This window comes from Acidobacteriota bacterium (assembly GCA_029861955.1).
In the GTDB taxonomy this organism is placed as follows: Bacteria; Acidobacteriota; Polarisedimenticolia; order Polarisedimenticolales; family Polarisedimenticolaceae; genus JAOTYK01.
The window spans coordinates 73,140-90,037 of the sequence record JAOTYK010000015.1 but is presented as its reverse complement, the minus strand read 5'-3'; the positions used below and the strand labels follow the sequence as shown (position 1 = coordinate 90,037).

The following is a 16,898-nucleotide window of genomic DNA, read 5'->3' as shown; positions in this document are numbered from 1 at the left end:
AAACCTCGGAAAGGAAGGCCCAGACTCTCCTAGAAATCATAGGAACGAGGGGCTGCGAAGTCAATTGACGGCATTTACGACCCAGGACGCCGCTCAATCAGCGCTTTCTGAGCGATGTAGCGGACCATCTGTTCCGGATCGGTCTCGGCGATCTCTCGGAGAATATCGTCGATCACCGAGCCGTCGAAGACGCTGAGCGCCTCCGTCGCCGCGGCGCGGACGTCGATGGCGGGATCTCGACGGGCGGTCGAGACCAGTTCATTTCGCACGCTGGCTCCGTCCTCCAGGTTTTGCGCCCCGGTCCTCTTGACGATCAGACGGATGATCTCGGCCGTGCGGCGCCGGATGTCGGCCTCCGGATGCTCCAGTAAGGGACGGACCACGTCCAGGTGATCGGCCCGCACGCGGGAGAACTTGATGGACTGCGCCAGCGACGTCTCGATCAGCAGCGGCGAATCCTCCTCGAACAACCGCCACATCTCATCCCAGCGGCGACCGTCGTCGTCGAGGTCCTGGATCGCGGCGAGAACCTGAAGCGGCTGCACCACCGCGTCGGCGCCCTCCAGCGGAAGCTCCCTGGCGCCCGCAACGCCACGTACCACGCGATACGAATGTTTTCGCGACTTGTGCTCCGGCGAAGGACTGAGCAACAGGAGGAACGAGTCTCCCTCAAGCAGTCGGAGCCCGCGAGGGTTCACGGTGCGGGATCGGTTTCGATTGGTGTGCTTGACGTCGATGCTGAGCATCGCGCCGACCTTCACGTCGCCGCGGATTCGATGGGTGATCTCGATCTCGACGAACTTTCCGTTCTCGCCCAGACTCGTCGCACCAACGACGATCGGGGCCACCGCCATCCACTCGTAGTGATCCAGGGGGGCTTGCCGCGCCTCCACACCGAGGGCGGTCTGGAGGAGTGCGAGGACCACGACAATCATCATTAATCCAGCTTGCCCGATCCCCCGCCGCGATGCCAGTGGGAATCCGGGATCAGCCCTGAGGGTCCTCAACAGGATCCAGTCGTAGGGAGAGACTCAACTTGAATCGTCGCGTCTCGCCATCGGGACCCTTCATCTCCACGGGAACCACGATGGCTCTCTCGTCACCCGGCTGGAGCCGCGCGATATCGAGATCAGGATCCTGAAAGAGATCGTTGTCGGTTGCCAGTTCGGTCAACTCAACCGCCGTTGCAGGGGCCGGCATGGGCACGGGTACGCCGTCCGGCGTCTCGAGTGCATCGAAGCTGTCATCGAGGCTCAGGTCATCGACCGATGCCGACTCGGCGGGCATCTCGGGCTCGACCATCGGGATGGCGTCCGTGTCGATGGATTCGACTTCCAGTTGCGGGGTCGCAAGCGGAATCTCTTCGACCTCCTCCGGCGCCTCCGTCTCGGACGTGGGCTCCTCGAGCGCGATGCCGCTGGCGTCGATCTCGAATCCCGGTGTCGCCTGCTGGACCGCCGGTGTGGCGGCCACAGGCTCCCCGGCAGCCACCGCTTGAGGCTGGCTCTCTTCGACCTCGTCCATCAGTCCATCGATCTCGGATTCGTCAAACTCGGGCGAGCCGTTCTCTGGATCCGCGACGACGGCTGCGGGGGGCACCGGCGTGACGGGCATCGCGGCCATCGGCGTGGCCACGTCGGCTTCGGCAGCCATCCCCGGCATTTCCGTCGGCACGGCCAGCGGAATGCTGTCGGTACTGGACGTCGGTGAGGGTGCCGATGGCGTGGTGGACACCGACGGAATCGATCCGGCCGCCGGTGCGGCCGGCACCGCGTCCTTCTTTCCTGTGGTGCGCGGATCGTATTTCTTGGTCAGATGAAGAAGGACCAGTTTCGTGATCGCCTTCAACGTGTCCTGGACGCCGATCCCTGTCGTCGCGACGGTCTCGTAGAACGGGGCGTTGAACTTGTTGACCCCGGTGTTCATCTCTTCGATGCTTGCAAGACCGGGAAGGTCGCGCTTGTTGAACTGAATCACGTGGGGCATTTCGGCCAAGATCATGCCGTGGCCCTTGAGGTTCTCTTCGAGGTTCTTGAAGGACTCCGCGTTGGCGGCCAGCATCTGTTGCTGAGAGTCCGCCACGAAGACGATCCCATCCGCTCCCTTCAGGACCAGTTTCCGAGTCTCGTTGTAGAAGACCTGACCGGGAACGGTGTAGAGCTGGACGCGGGTCTTCATCCCACGGATCTGCCCCAGATCGATGGGAAGGAAATCGAAGAACAGGGTCCGGTCCGTCTTGGTCGCCAGGGACAGCATCTTGCCCTTGACGGTTTCCGGCAGGTTCCCGTGGATGAACTGGAGATTGGTGGTCTTGCCGCACAGTCCTGGACCGTAATAGACGATCTTGGCGGTAAGTTCCTTCGTCGAGTAGTTGAAAAGCACCATGCGTGCGGTCCCCTGTTTGCCCGAAAAACCAGCCTTCTCGGTCGGCTGCCCCTCGCGGAACATATAGTCAGGATTTTGGAGCGTCAAGCGACTACTCGGTGGGTGTCTCCCGCCGTCGCTTATAGTCGATTCTCAAAGGAACGCCCGAAAATCCGAAGGTTTCGCGAAGTCCGTTCTCTAACTGCCTCTGGGTGGAGAAATGAATCTTCCGTGGATCATTACAGAAGATACGGAATCTAGGTGGGCGGATGCCGGTCTGAGTCGCGTAATAGAACCGGGCGCCAAGGGACCCCGATCGTCCGCCAAAATGGGGTCCTGCCGCAACTTGGAGCCAGCGGTTCAACTTAACCGTCGTGACCTCCTTTCCGCCGGTCTGGTGCAACCGGTCTGCCATTTCCAGAAGACGAAAGACCCGTTGTCCGCTGAGCGCGCTGATGAAGCAGCTCGGTGCCCCCTTTAAGAATTTCAGTCGCGTCTCGAGCGTGTCTTCCCAGGTCTTGACCGCCTGCTCACGCTCCGAAATAAGATCCCACTTGTTCACCGCCAGGATCACCGGCCGGAACGCATCCCGAACGTACCCCGCGATATGGGCATCCTGCGAACCGAACCCCGCGTCGGCATCCAGGACCAGGATCGTCACATCGCAACGCTCGATGTTGTTCTGCGCGCGACCGACGGAATGACGCTCGATCCCTCGTTCGACACGCCCCCGCCGTCGCATGCCGGCGGTGTCAACCAGCAGGTAGCGACGGTCCCCCACCGTGAGTAGGGTGTCGATGGCGTCGCGGGTCGTGCCGGGGATCTCACTGACTACCACCCGTTGCTCCCCCACCAATCGGTTCAGGAGCGAGGACTTGCCGACGTTTGGCCGACCGACGATCGCGAGTCGTAACGGTCTGTCTTCCGCTTCGTCGTCGGACGGGTCGTCTTCCGGCTTCTGCGGGAGCTGTCGAAGCTCGTCCAGAACGTGATCCAGCAGCGCCGAGATCCCCTCGCCGTGTTCGGCGGAGATGGAGATCGGATCGCCGAGGCCCAGTTCATGAAACTCCAGCAGGTTGGCGTCCCGCTTGGCCGACTCGGTCTTGTTGGCCACGAGGAGCAGCGGCACCTGAATCCGACGCAGCCGAGAAGCGATCTCCTGATCGACGGCGTTGATCCCGCATCGCGCATCCACCAGGAACAGGACGACATCCGCCTCATCGATGGCGACGCGGGCCTGATGCCCGATCTCCGCAGCGAAGCCCTCCTCCGAGCCGGGGGTCATGCCGCCGGTGTCCACCACGCGGAAGCGGACGTCGCCCTCCTCGACCTCGCGATACTGACGATCGCGAGTGACACCGGGTTGGTCCGTCACGATCGCCTCGCGACCCCGCACCAACCGGTTAAACAGGGTGCTCTTGCCCACATTGGGCGCACCGACGATGGCTACGAGGGGTAACGACACGTGGCGAAGCTACCACGATCATCGGTCCTAGGCCAGACCCTCTGCCGATCTAAGTCCCGTCATTCCTTGGGTTTAGCCCTCGGGAGACGCTTGACAGGGTCCCGGGCCGTGCCTAAACTGGACGACGTTTAGCAGCGTTTGTGGAGACGGGCTCGATGATCAAAGCGGATATCATCAACGAAGTGGCCGAAGGTGCCAAGATCACCAAGGTCAAGGCGGTCGAAGCCGTCGAGGCGGTCTTCGACGCGATGAAGTCCGCGATGAAACGGGGCGAGCGCATCGAACTCCGCGGGTTCGGCGTCTTCCAGGTCAAGCCACGCAAGAAGGGTATCGGCCGCAACCCGCGAACGGGGCGCGAGGTCCGTATCCCACCCGGTAAGACGATCCGCTTCAAGCCCGGCAAGAACCTCAGGGACCTGGGCTAATCGGTCGCTCCGTGCCTGCGGCGGCGCCCCGTCGGGGCTGGCTGCATCTTGGGCTATTCCTGGCGACGTTTGCGTCCCTGACCATCGCCGGTGGCACGTTCTGGAATCCTGATCCGGTCTCCCCCCTCAGCGGAACCTCGATCGTCCACAACGGGCTCCTGTTCGCCATCCTCACCGCCCTGATCATCGGCGGGCACGAGATGGGACATTACATTGCCTGTCGGCTCCACGGTCTCCATGCCTCGCTGCCCTACTTCATTCCCAGCATCCCACCCCTTGGCACGTTCGGAGCGGTGATCCGAATACGCAGTCGGATCCCCCACCGCAACGCACTGTTCGATGTCGCCATCGCAGGACCGATCACGGGGTTCGTGATCGCCGTTCCGGTTCTTGCGGTGGGCTATCTGGTGGCCGAGCCCGCCCCCCCGTCGCTTCTATCCGACGATCTGGGGATCACGATGGGTGCGTCGGTCTACGGCATGGGGGTGCAGTGGTTGCTTGGGATCGATAACACGATCCTGGCCAACCCATGGATCGGCGCCGGCTGGATCGGCATGTTGGTCACCGCGTTGAACCTGTTCCCCGTCGGGCAACTGGACGGCGGTCATCTGGCCTACGCCATCTCTCGTCGCTTCCATCGGGTCGTTAGCTACGGGTCCATCGTCGGTCTGTTCCTGTTCATCATGCTTCAGATCTTCTGGTGGAAACTGATGCCCGGTTACGTCGTCTGGCTGGTGCTGCTCCTGGTGTTCCGCGATCGCCATCCCCCGCTGATCCGGGAGCGAGACCCGCTCTCGCCCGGTCGTCGGAGACTGGCCTGGCTTGGCGTCGTCATCTTCGTGTTGGCGTTCATCCCGACACCCCTGGTGGTGACCCTCGCCGAGTTTCGTGGCGAGACCGAGACGGTAGCGGAGAGTGCCCTCGAGGTCGGTCCGTCGAACCTGAGCGCCGACGAGCGCTGCGCGGTCCAGGAACGCCGGATGGGGATGGCCGAACCGGTTGTTGCGCCCGCAGGAGACGGCGATCTCCGTAGGCTTCAGGGCGCTCAGCCAACGGTCGCCGCTGGAGTGGCGGCTTCCGTGATGGCCCGCGATCAGGAGCTGGACGTTCTTTACGTTCCCCCGATCCAGGAGCGTCTCCTCGGTGGGTAGTCCGAAGTCTCCCGGGATCAGCATGCCGCCGCATTTGCCCGCGAGATGAAGTCCCAGGGATCCTTCGTTGTGATCGACGTCGACGATCCCACCGTGCAGGCCACGCCAGCGCATCGTTCCAAGCTGAGCAACGCTCCCGTCCCGCATCAGACGTAACGCCCCGCCACGCTCCTGGAGATAGATGGCGGCCTCTCGAAGTGCGGGAGACCGATGCCAGCCCGGTGGCAGCCAGAGCTGGCCGACTACGAACCGTTGGTACAGATACGGTAGCCCTGCGGCATGATCGATGTCCGCGTGACTGATGGCGATCGCATCGAGATGACGGATCCCCCGTTGGCGGAACCACGGGAGGACGACCCTGGCGCTGGCACCGGCGGAAAAGCGACCCGACGGAACCCCGCCCGGCGCGTCGACCAGCAGATGTCTTCCCGAGAGGTCGGAGACGACCACCGCTTGCCCCTGACCGACATCCAGCACGTGGACGGTGGTTCCGTCGGAGCTCCATGGAATCGGGCCCAGATGAAGAAGGGCCAGACTCGCAAGCACTCCCACCCTCACCGAACCGGCGTGGCGTGGTGCTCCCAACGCCCACAGCAGGAGCAACGCGAGAGCAACGAGCAGCAGCATCCGTGGCGGCGTCGAGACCTCGACAGCCCCGTAAGGCAACGAGGCCATGAATCGCGCCAGCGTCACGAGTGCGTGGGCGATGGCACCGGCCACCTCGCCTGAGACCGCCCCGACAGCGGTCGGAAGGAGCGATAGGTATCCGGTCAGCGTCGCCAGCATCGCCAGCGGGACCGCCAGGAGATTGGTGACGATCGACGACGGAGGCAGACGCGCAAAGTGGAGCGCCGCCAGGGGCGCGGTCGAGAGATAGGAGAGCAGGCTGACCGAGAGCGGCAGGCGGAGGATGTCGGGGCCGGGAAGGACGGCGGAGACACGCTGGACGCCCGCGACGATCGCCCCCGTCGCGATGAACGTGAACTGGAAACCCAGGTTCGTCAGCACCCATGGATCCCACACGACGAACAGCCAGGCCCAGACCGCCAGGGTGTTGAGTGCGTCGCCCCGGCGCCCGATCGAGACCAGGGTGGTGTGACAGACGCATCCCACCGCCGCTCGCTGGACCGATGGGGAGCCGCCGACGAGCGTCATGAAACCAACGACCGTCGTCGCCACGATCGTCCATCGCAGCCAGCGCGGGAGTCGTGGGCGGACGACGAATAACATCAACGCTCCCGCCACCCAGCCCACGTGGAGGCCGCTGATCGCCAACAGGTGTCCGACCCCCGCGCGCCTGAGAGACTCGACCGCCTGCCGTCCTTCGGGGCCTCCCCTCTCGCGCTGTCCCAGCAACAGCGCCGCCAGCAGTTCCCGCGCCACCGGATCCTCGCCATACCGCGACTCCAGGCGTTGACCCAACGACCGCTGGGCCTGGGTGAGCCATCGTCCCGGGCGTGGCTTCCCGACGGCCGTGCGGGTGGTCAGTCCGGCGTTCTTCAGGTAGGCCCTGGCGTCTGCGTTCCGCGGGCGCGATCGCGTGCGGACGGTCAGCCAGGCGGAGACACGATCGCCGGGAAGGTATCGCTCGAGATCCGCACGATAGATCGATCGCGCGCCGGACAGGTGAACCTGCAAGATCGCTTGGGTCCTTTGATCCCGGAGACCGAACGTCAGCGAGCCGTCCGCGTAGGCCTGAACACGCCCGACGATCGTTCCGTGGAAGACGCCGCTCCCGCCGGCATCGGCCGCGTCCATCACGTGTTGCGCGCGCTGCTGCCAACGAGCCGTGTCGCGTGAGGCGTGCCAGCCTCCCGCCGTCAACGCCAGGAGACAGGCGATCAGATACGGGCGAGGCCGCGGACAACAGAACGCGACCAGAAGCGACAGGAGCCCCGTCACGATGAGCCAGTCCGGCCAACTGCCGCGGTAGAGGATCAGGCCGCTCCCGCTCAGCCATGCCAGCGTGGGCAGGACCAGGGGGCGACGTCGCGGTTTCATGGCACCGCCAGCCTAGTCGACGCGGGGTCGATCCCGGGCGCTGGAACCCGAGTGGGAGGTTGCGGATCCTAGACGTCGGCGACGGACTTCCTCTGGCCCGGTCGTACGTTCAACAGCTCACGGAAGAAGCGCAAGAGCCCCGCACCGAAGTCCTCGACCACCGTGTACCAGACCGGCAACGCGACCAGGGTCATCAGGCTCGACGAGACAAGCCCCCCGATCATGGCGACGGCCATCGACTGAACGAAGACACCGGCGACGGTGAACTGGGACAGGGCCAGCGGGATCAATCCGGTGACCGTCGTGATCGCCGTCATCAGGATCGGGCGAAGACGATCCCCGCAACCTTCGACCAGGGCATCGGTTCGGGAACGTCCTTCGCGTCGCAGCGAGTTGACGTGATCCACCATGACAATCCCGTTGTTCACGACGATACCGATCAACAGGATGATGCCGATGAACGCCACGACCTCCAGGGTGTAGCCCAGCAACCAGAGGGTCCAGAAGGCGCCGAAGAACGCCAGGGGAAGGGTGATCAGGATGGCCGACGCCTGGGAGAACGATTCGAACAACGCGGTCATCAACAGCAACACGACGAACAACGAGATCGAGACGCCGCGGACCATGATTCCCAGGGCTTCATCGTCATCATGCATCCGTTGGCTCCAGCCCCAGCTGTAGCCCTGTGGAAGCGAGAGGCTGGCCATCCGTTCGTCCACACGGGCACGTCCCTCTTCGGTCGTGACCGCTTCTTCGTCGAACTGCACGGTTACCCATTGGCTTGTCTCGCGGTCCTCGCGATTGAGATGGGCGGGGGTTCGAGCGAGATCGACGGTGGCGATGTTATGAAGATCGACGGCCTTGCCTTCCCGGGTCGGAATCGGCAGATCCTCGATGGCGGAAAGTCCCGGTCGCGCATCCTCCGGGAGCCCCAGGAGGATCTCCACCTCTCCATCGGGATGTTGCATCCGACGGAGTCGCTGACCGCGGAAGTTGAAGCCCACCGCGCCTGCGGCGACGTCGGGGTCGACGCCGAGCTGCCGGGCCCGCTCGACATCCAGACGGACACGCACCTCTTGCTGGCCGTTCAGCGTGGGTCCATAGACCTCATGGACATCGTCCAACTCGCGTAGCGCGTTCTCGACATCCAACGCAACGGTCTCCAGATACTCCGGGTCCTCTCCGCGGACGACCACGGAGACCGCCGATTTGCGACGTGGCCCCCCATGGCGACCACGACGCTCGCCGATCTCAAGATCGATGCCCGCCATCGTCGGGATCAGAGCCTCCAGTCCATCGCGAAGCGCCGTGTAGGTCTCTTCGCTCAGCTGATCCGGCGGTAGGTAGACGCGGGTGACGGCCGAGTTGGGCTCGGAGTACCACGAGTAGATGTTCTCGTAGCCCAGTTGCTCCTTGTTCTGCTCCAGGAGTGTCTCGACCTCATCGACGCGGATCTCCAACTCCTCCTTGGTGTAGGCGTCGTGGATCCGGTAGTTGATCGAGATCTCTTTCTTCTGCTCCACGGGCTCGCCGCTCTTCTCGATCAGCGCAATGGGAATCCCGGCGGACGCGCCAATCAGAAACATCAGTCCCAGGAGGAGGAGACGTCGTCCGTTCCCCGCCAGCGACCAGCCCAACAATTGGCGATAGCGCGGAACGAGCCGACGCATGACGAAGCCGGGCTTCGGTTGCGATCGTGGCGAGATGCGGGCCGCGGCAAGCGGGATGAAGGTCAGCGAGATCAGGAGCGAGCAGGCCACCGAGAGGCAGATGGTCAGAGCGACCTGTCCGATGTAGATCGTCATCTGCCCGGCTTCGGTCACAAAAAGCCAGGACCAGACGATGATCGTCGTGCTGGTGGCGGCGAACACCGCCAACGACACCTGACGGGCGCCCCGGCGGGCCGCCTCCACTGCGGGGATCCCCTTCCCCTGGAGCCGGTAGATGTTCTCGATGACGACGACGGCGTTATCGACCAGCATCCCGACGCCCAGCATCAACCCCAGCATCGAGAGAACGTTCAGTTCCGCCCCCAACAGCAGCATCACGCCGCAGGTCACGAGGAGCGAGAACGGGATCGACACGCCGACGATGGCGGTGGTCGAGAATCGCTTGAGGAATCCGAACAACACCAGGATCGCCAGGCAACCACCGAAGATGCCCGCGTTCCGCAGCCCGTTCAGCGAGTTCATGATCTCTTCGCCCTGATCCTGCCAGACGAGGACCTCGATCCCCTGCAGCTCCGGATCCTGGCGGATCTCGTCGAGTCGCGCATGAAGACGGGCGACCGTCTCGACGGTGTTGGCGGACGACTCCTTCATCACGTCGAAGCCGACGGCGAAGTTGGTATTCAGATGACGGCCGTAGTTCAAGACGGGCTCGCGTAACGAGACGGTGGCCACATCACGAAGGCGCAGGCCCTCGGTCCTGAGTGGCAGGTTGCGGATGGTGGCGACGTCCTCGAAGCGGGCCTCACTGCGGACGTCGTAACGAACGCTGGCCCCGCGGATGGCTCCGAGGTCGAGATCGAGGTTGGCGTCGTTGATTGTCGAGATCAACTCACCGACACGGATCTGATGCCGCTCGAGGGAGGCCAGATCAAGATCGATTCGGACCTGCTGCGCCTCGACGCCATAGAGACTGATCGAGGCCACACCGCGGACACGCTCGAGCGGACGACGGATCCGCCGGTCGAGGAGGGCCCAGGACTCGGAGAGGTCGCGATTGGCGGAGATCCGGCCACCGAGGATCTCGGAGTCGGGTCCTCCGGTGTCCCCCTCGATGCGGATGTGCCCCGTACCCTCGGGGAGTTGCGGTCGCACACGCTCGACCGCCTCACGAACCTCCATCCGCTTCAGATCGACGTTGATGCCCCAGTCGAAGGAGGCCTCGATGCGCACGTCGCCGCGACCGGCGTTGGCCCAGATCCGACGGACGTCGGGGATGGTCGCAATCTCCGCCTCGATGGGGCGGATGACGTCGTTTAACGCCTCCAGAGGATGACTACCCTCGAAAGGGATGGTGACATCGATCTCGGGCTCCAGAACCACCGGCATGAACGCCAGCGGCAGCCGGGTAACCGCGACGGAACCGAGGACCGTGATGCAGATCAGGAGCATCCCGATGGCGACGGGACGATCGATGGGTAGATCCGAGAGTCGCATCATCCCTCTCCCTGCGGCGCCGCTCTGAGGTCCGCGGCGACGGGTTCTGTCTTCGAGGCGTCGGGGGACATGGACCGGTAGAGACACGGAATCACGATCAGCGTCAGCACGGTGGCGACGGAAAGCCCGCCGATGACCGTGAGCGCAAGCGGACGACGGAGTTCGTCGCCGGCTCCCAGCCCGAGCGCCATGGGCAGCAAGGCCAGGACGGTCGTGGTTGTCGTCATGATAATTGGGCGAAAACGCTCGGCGCCTGCCTCGACGATCGCCGTGTCCATCGGTTCGCCTTCCTGGCGACGCCGACGGATGGCATCGACCAACACGATGGCGTTATTGACGACGATCCCCGCCAGCATGACCGCGCCGATGAGTGCCAGGACGCTGATCGGTGTGCCGGTGATACCGAGTGCGGCCACGACACCGACGATGCCCAGTGGTACGGACAGGAGAATCACAAGCGGATAGCGGAACGATTCGAACTGGACCGCCATGACGACGTAGACCATGAAGATTGCCAGCAACAGGGCCATCCGCAGGCTGTCGAACGAGACCTTCAGGTCCTCGTCCTGCCCACCCATCTCCGCCACCACCGTATGGGGTAGCGGAACCTCCGCGACGGCATCGCGAACACTTTGCAGGACGGCGCCGACGTCCGCCTGCCGGACCTGCGCGGTCACCTCGGTGACACGGGTCCCCCGATAGCGATGGATCGCGGCGGGACCGCGATCGAACTGGACGTCTGCCACCGCGGCTACGGGCACCGTCGTTCCGTTCTCCAGCCGGATCCGAAGATCCTCCACCGCCGAGGCTCGATCACGGGCGTTCTCGACCGCGCGGAGACGGATGTCGATCCGGTCCTCCCGCTCACGAAACGGGCCGATCACCTCGCCACGGATCTGCTGCTGAAGGGTGCGACCGAGATCGGAGACACGAATGCCATACGATGCCGCCCGTTCACGGTCGAGGACGACCGTGATCTCCGGGTTCCCCGGTTGCGAACTGGTGCGAATGTCCTCGACACCGTCGAGGCGGGACAACGCGGCAGCGACCTGCTCGGATCCCCGATCCAACTCCTCGAGGTCGTCCCCGAACAGTTGGACCGCGATGGCGGGACGCATCGATAGGACCGACGGGCGGATCAACTCCGCCTCGACATCGGGGAACCGATCGAGCGCGCGACGGACCGCCTGAATCGATCGAGTCTCATCCTGCGGGTCCCCGCTGGCACCGCGATCCGACAGAACAAAGTTCATCTGAGCGAGATTCTCGCCGACGGTCTGCTGTCCGGATGCCGAAGACGGGAGGCTACCGACGACGGAGAACATCCGTTCCATGTTGGGGTCGTTAACGATCGAGGACTCGATCCTGGCGACGACGGAGTCGCTGGATTCCAGCGTGCTTCCCTCCGGCATTCGCATGCGGAAGGCGAACTCGCCCTGCGAGAGATCCGGTACTAGCTGGGTGCCGAGTCGCGGGACGGCCAGCAGGGCGACGACGAAGAGGGCGAAGGCCAGCGGCAACCAGAGCCAGCGGTAACGCAGCGCCGAGCGCAGGCCGCTGGGATAGACCCGCGTCAGTGCTCCGAGCGCCCAACGAAACGGTGCCGTCGCGATCCGGAAGATCCGATCGAGGATCCAGAACACGCCGAACACGACGGCCACCACCGGCCGGAGGATCGCCAGCAGCAGACGGATCACGGTGACACCGAGAAACAGAAACGGTCGCGCGAGCCTGCGACTGAGGTGCGGACTCGGGGCGGGCCAGCCGGGCCATGCGGGCCACGGCCAACGCCCGCCCTGGCGTCCCTCGACACGAAGGGTCTCCATGAGCGATGCCAGGACTGCATAGAGGGCCGGGATCAGCGTCAGAGACACCACCAGGGATGCCAGCAACGAGAGGCAGACCGTGACCGCCAGGTCATAGAACAGTTGCCCGGCGATGCCCTGTACGAAGACGATGGGAAGAAACACCGAGATGGTCGTCAGGGTGGCTGCGATCACGGCGCCGGTAACCTGTCGCGCACCGTCGATGGCCGACTCCCGGCGGGACTTCCCCTGACCGTGGTGTCGGTCGATGGACTCGAGCACGACGATCGAGTTATCGACCAGCATGCCGACGCCAAGCGCCAGGCCGCCGAGGGACATGATGTTCAGGCTGACACCCGTCTTCAGCATCGGCAGAAACGTCGCCACGACCGATAGCGGGATGGTGATTCCGACAATCAATGTCGAGATGGCATCTCTTAGAAAGAAGTACAGGACAAGAATTGCCAGGAGACCGCCGAACAACGCGGCAGACTTGACCTGCGCAAGCGCATCCCGAACATAGATCGACTGGTCGGTGAGGATTCGCAGTTCGAGCCCTTCGGCCAACTCGGCCTGGATGGAAGCCAGTCGTTCCTGGATTTCGTCCGATACGACGATCGTGTTCGATGAGCCTTCCTTGTGAAGGGAGATCTCGACGATCTCCTCGCCGGAGGCGCGGGTGATCTCCACGCGGTCCTTGTGCCCGCGATGAACGACCGCCACATCCTCGACCCGCACCCGGCCTCCCTCGCCGTCACGGACGATGGTCTTGCGCAGCTGATCGAGATCCTCGAACTCGTTGAGGGTCCGAACGAGGTAGACGGAGCCCCAGTCCTTGAGGACGCCGCCGGGACGATTGACGTTGTCGGCCCGCAAGGCCGTCGCCAGTTCGTCCAGGGTCAGCCCCAGGGCTGCAAGGCGTGCCGTATCGACGTCGACCTGGATCTCCGGTGCAAGTCCTCCGCGGACCTTGGCCGCCGCCACGCCGGGGATCGACTCCAGTCGAGGCTTGAGCCAGCGATCCGCGATCTGGCGGACCTCGTCCAGGGGGCGATCGCCATGGAACGCCAGACGCACAATGGGGTCGAGGGTCGGATCGAACCTCAGGACGCGAGGACGGTCCGCCTCGCGAGGGAGTTCGACAAGATTGACCTTCTCTCGCGCGTCCATCGCGGCAAAATCCATCTCCTCATCCCACTCGAACTCCAGGATCACTTCCGATATCCCGGCGCGTGAAACGGAGCGCAGCGAGCGAAGCCCGGGAATGACGCCGACGGTCTCCTCCAGCGGTCGGCTGACGAACTGCTCCACCGATGTCGGAGCGGCATCGGCGTAGCCGGTCTGCACCGTCAGCGTGGGATAGGAGAGATCTGGAAGCAGTTCCAGCGGGAGCTGGTTGAACGCAAGCGAGCCGAACAGCGTGATCGCGACTGAGATCGTCAGGATCGCGACCGGTCGGCGGACCGAGAACTCAGCTAGCGACACGGTCGCTCTCGTCCGCATCCGAGGCGATAACCTCAACAACCGCCCCATCGCTCAGGGCAGGCGCCCCGACGGAGACGATCACGTCGCCGGCGACGATCGGAGAGCCGTCACCGACGCGTCGCACGCCGACCCAGTCACCTTCCTCGTAGCCGCGGGTGACCTCGATACGTTCCACCGTTGTCTGATCGTCGTTGACACGATAGAGATGCCAGCGACGCCCCTCGGCGACAAGGGCGTTTCGCGGGACAACGATGGCGTCTGCGTGGGTGTCGGTGACGATCTGCAGGCGGATGAAACCGCCCGGCCGCAATCCGGCACGACGATGAACGCTAAGCGTCACCTTGACGGTGCCGGTGTCGGGATCGACGACCGGAGAGATCCGCTCGATCCTGGCCTCGTCGACCGTGTCGCCCTCTCCGGCAAACAGACGAACCTGCTGCCCGGTCTCCAGACGGGAGACCTGTCTCTCGGGCACATTGACGTCGGCGTAGAGCGGATCGAGGTCCGCCAGGTCGTACACGGCTGTCCCGTTCGAGACACTGGCGCCGGGGTCCAGATGACGGAGCACGATCGTCCCCGCGAACGGAGACCGGACACGCGTCCGGGTCAGCGTCAGTTCCAGCAACGACGCGGACTGTCGTGCCTCTTCGGATTCGCGGCGACGGGTGTCGAACTCCTCGTCGCTCATCAATCCCTGGGCGTGCAGCCTCTCGGCACGTTCGAATTCGATCTTCTTCGTCTGGTAGGTGGTATTCGCGCGCTCGTACTCGATCCTCTGCTCGTCATCCTCGAGAAGCGCCAACTCCTGTCCTTCGCGGACACGGTCCCCTTCCTCCACCAGGAGCCGGCGGATGACGCCGGCCGTGCGCGCGACCACCGTCGCGTGACGATCCGCTCGCAGCGTGGCGCTGGTTGTGTAGAGGTTGGATAACGGTCTCTGGAGCGCCGGAATCGCCTCGACGGCGATCCCCTCCACGATCTCCTCGGCGACGGCGCTCGGCGCGGGTGTGGCCGCGCCTGCCGAGGAGTTTCCACCGGCGGAGCCACAACCCGTCCCCCACAGCACCGCCAACAGCGAAACGCAGGCCAGAGTTGCGGCACGGAGTCTTCGCATCGATTCCCCCTCAGCTACCTCGGGACGGTGCTGCCCATTAGCTTGAACGCACGACGGATCCGTAAGGTTTCACTGGAATGCAGAGATTCTAGCGGGCATTGCGCTAGAGGTCGACGTGGCGCAAGATCCCCTCGACCCGTTCCCGCTCCCATTGACGCCTGAACTCCTCGATCGAGAGGCGGGAACGATGGGGCTCGATCCGTTGGGAGGCCTCGGTCTCGATGGCGACGATCGTCTGTTTCGGGAGGGATCCGAGAAGCGTCTCGGCGACACGAGCGCGAAACGATGCCTCGCCCTCCTCGCTCGGCGTCTCCGTCAGCATTCGCTCCACGGTGGCGCGAATCTCTGGGGGGATCGACTCCCCGTCTATCCGTCGTTGCCAACGCGTGCGCCACGAAGGTGCATCCTCGGAGACGACCCGCTCCGTGCTTCGCACGCCGTCGATGGTCGCCGCCCAACCATCCTCGACGGCAGAGGCGATATAGGACAGTCGCCCCGGGGGGCGGGGAACTCCCTTCAGCCGCTTGCGGGCCTCTTCGATCACTTCCAGGATCAACGGGAGGGAGACTCCACGTCGAAACCAGTCCTCTACCAGATCCCAGTCCCGCGGCGAGAGAACGACCGCCCGGCCTTGAAGCTCGACCCACGCGGTCTCGATGGACTGCGCATAGCGTGAAAGATCAGATTCGTCGGTCGTCATACTTGAGATACAGGAAAAGGTGGTCGACACAACGAGAGAGGATCGGGATCTGCTTCTGGTAAAAGGACTCGGACCTGCCGATGGGATCGTCGAGGTCCGGGGCCACGGTCGAGGGCTGACTCCCCTTCTCGAACGCGCGCAGCTTGTGAAGCTCGGCGATGGAGCCCTCGAAGCGTGCCGTGATCTCGTCCACATGGTCGTCCGTCATCACGACCACGAGGTCGCTCGATCGCAACTCTCGCGCCGTCAACCCCGTCGAACGGTGGGCATCCAGGTCGATGCCGATCTCGCGCATCGCACGAACCGACTCCAGTGAGGCCGGTGCGTCGTCGATTCCGAGCAGACCGGCAGAGCCGACGACCACATGACTTAGCCCCGCACCCGGCGCTCGCTGCCTGAAGTACTCGGCCGCCATCGGGCTGCGGCAGATATTCCCACTGCAGACGAATAGAACCTTCACGGGCGATTCTGCTCCCAGACCCGTCGCAGGCCGTCGAGGGTCAGGGTCGGAACGAAATGGTCGACGCCCTCGATCGCGTTGCGGAACAGAACGGCGACGCCGCCGGTCGCGACCACCGGGACCTCGCCCTCGATCTCGGAGCGGATCCGTCGTAGGAGCCCCTCGACGAGCGCAACGTAGCCGAAGAACAATCCCGACCGGACACATTGCTCCGTGTTCTTGCCGATCACCGTTTCCGGCGCGTGGATGTCGACGGGGTGAAGTCGGGCGGCCTTGTTGAACAACGCTTCTGCAGAGAGATTGACGCCGGGAGCGATCACGCCGCCGATGTAGGCGCCACTCGTGCCGACGACATCGAAATTAGTGGTCGTACCGAAATCGACCACGACCACCGGAGCCCCGAACCGCTCGCGGGCAGCGACGGCGTTGACGATCCGATCCGCGCCAACCTCGTGGGGGTTCTCGCAGTGGATCGGTACGCCGGTCTTGACCCCGGGTCCGATGAAGACGGCCTCGTGACCGAAGTACCGTCGGCACATCTCGGTAAGCGGCATGGACAGGTCGGGAACCACCGAGGCGATCACGATGCCGTCTACGCTCTCGAAGTCGATCCCCGCCTCGCGGAACAGGCCTTTCAGCGTGACACCCAACTCATCGGCGGTCGACGCGAGACCCGTCGTGATGCGCCAATCGATGCGGAGCGTCTCCCCGTCGTACAGGCCGAACACCGAGTGGGTATTTCCGACATCCACCGCCAAGAGCAC

At 64.2% G+C, this 16,898-nt stretch carries 10 protein-coding genes and 1 pseudogene; 1 reads left to right on the top strand and 10 read right to left on the bottom strand.

The features are described from left to right. Window positions 1–74: 74 nt before the first annotated feature. The 3 genes and pseudogenes from OES25_09510 to der form a co-directional block, all read right to left on the bottom strand. Window positions 75–938 (bottom strand): HEAT repeat domain-containing protein, encoded by an 864-nt coding sequence (locus tag OES25_09510; protein MDH3627877.1) that lies wholly within the window; start codon window positions 936–938, stop codon window positions 75–77. Between the two features lie 883 nt (window positions 939–1,821). Then, window positions 1,822–2,385, bottom strand: a pseudogene (locus tag OES25_09505) (GTPase domain-containing protein). A 91-nt stretch (window positions 2,386–2,476) separates the two neighbouring features. Further along, the gene (gene der / locus OES25_09500) at window positions 2,477–3,829 is read right to left on the bottom strand and encodes a ribosome biogenesis GTPase Der (protein MDH3627876.1); all 1,353 of its coding nucleotides are present in this window, start codon (window positions 3,827–3,829) and stop codon (window positions 2,477–2,479) included. Window positions 3,830–3,969: 140 nt separating this feature from the next. Between der and OES25_09495 the strand changes: the two genes are divergently transcribed. Further along, on the top strand, window positions 3,970–4,254 hold the full coding sequence (locus OES25_09495; GenBank protein MDH3627875.1) for an integration host factor subunit beta: 285 nt from the start codon (window positions 3,970–3,972) through the stop codon (window positions 4,252–4,254). A 434-nt stretch (window positions 4,255–4,688) separates the two neighbouring features. On the opposite strand, the gene OES25_09490 is transcribed toward OES25_09495, so the two are convergent. The 7 genes from OES25_09490 to OES25_09460 all read right to left on the bottom strand — a co-directional run bounded on the left by OES25_09490 (window position 4,689) and on the right by OES25_09460 (window position 16,898). Continuing rightward, the gene (locus tag OES25_09490; protein ID MDH3627874.1) at window positions 4,689–7,406 is read right to left on the bottom strand and encodes a ComEC/Rec2 family competence protein; all 2,718 of its coding nucleotides are present in this window, start codon (window positions 7,404–7,406) and stop codon (window positions 4,689–4,691) included. 68 nt (window positions 7,407–7,474) lie between these two features. After that, window positions 7,475–10,573, bottom strand: a complete 3,099-nt coding sequence (locus OES25_09485) for an efflux RND transporter permease subunit (protein MDH3627873.1) — start codon at window positions 10,571–10,573, stop codon at window positions 7,475–7,477. Continuing rightward, window positions 10,570–13,860, bottom strand: coding sequence for an efflux RND transporter permease subunit (locus OES25_09480; GenBank protein MDH3627872.1), 3,291 nt, complete (start codon window positions 13,858–13,860; stop codon window positions 10,570–10,572). The genes OES25_09485 and OES25_09480 overlap by 4 nt, the downstream gene beginning before the upstream one ends. After that, window positions 13,847–14,974: an efflux RND transporter periplasmic adaptor subunit gene (locus OES25_09475; GenBank protein ID MDH3627871.1), complete on the bottom strand. Its 1,128-nt coding sequence runs from the start codon at window positions 14,972–14,974 to the stop codon at window positions 13,847–13,849. Before OES25_09475 ends, OES25_09480 begins: the two co-directional genes overlap by 14 nt. 103 nt (window positions 14,975–15,077) lie before the next feature. Further along, window positions 15,078–15,674, bottom strand: a complete 597-nt coding sequence (locus OES25_09470; protein ID MDH3627870.1) for a hypothetical protein — start codon at window positions 15,672–15,674, stop codon at window positions 15,078–15,080. Continuing rightward, on the bottom strand, window positions 15,655–16,134 hold the full coding sequence (locus tag OES25_09465; protein MDH3627869.1) for a hypothetical protein: 480 nt from the start codon (window positions 16,132–16,134) through the stop codon (window positions 15,655–15,657). The genes OES25_09470 and OES25_09465 overlap by 20 nt, the downstream gene beginning before the upstream one ends. Next, the gene (locus tag OES25_09460; protein ID MDH3627868.1) at window positions 16,131–16,898 is read right to left on the bottom strand and encodes a type III pantothenate kinase; all 768 of its coding nucleotides are present in this window, start codon (window positions 16,896–16,898) and stop codon (window positions 16,131–16,133) included. Before OES25_09460 ends, OES25_09465 begins: the two co-directional genes overlap by 4 nt.

Coding starts and splice junctions, on each gene's coding strand:
- OES25_09475 (MDH3627871.1), bottom strand. CDS start 14,974: ATGCGAAGACTCCGTGCCGCAACTCTGGCCTGCGTTTCGCTGTTGGCG.
- OES25_09470 (MDH3627870.1), bottom strand. CDS start 15,674: ATGACGACCGACGAATCTGATCTTTCACGCTATGCGCAGTCCATCGAG.
- OES25_09510 (MDH3627877.1), bottom strand. CDS start 938: ATGATGATTGTCGTGGTCCTCGCACTCCTCCAGACCGCCCTCGGTGTG.
- OES25_09490 (MDH3627874.1), bottom strand. CDS start 7,406: ATGAAACCGCGACGTCGCCCCCTGGTCCTGCCCACGCTGGCATGGCTG.
- OES25_09485 (MDH3627873.1), bottom strand. CDS start 10,573: ATGATGCGACTCTCGGATCTACCCATCGATCGTCCCGTCGCCATCGGG.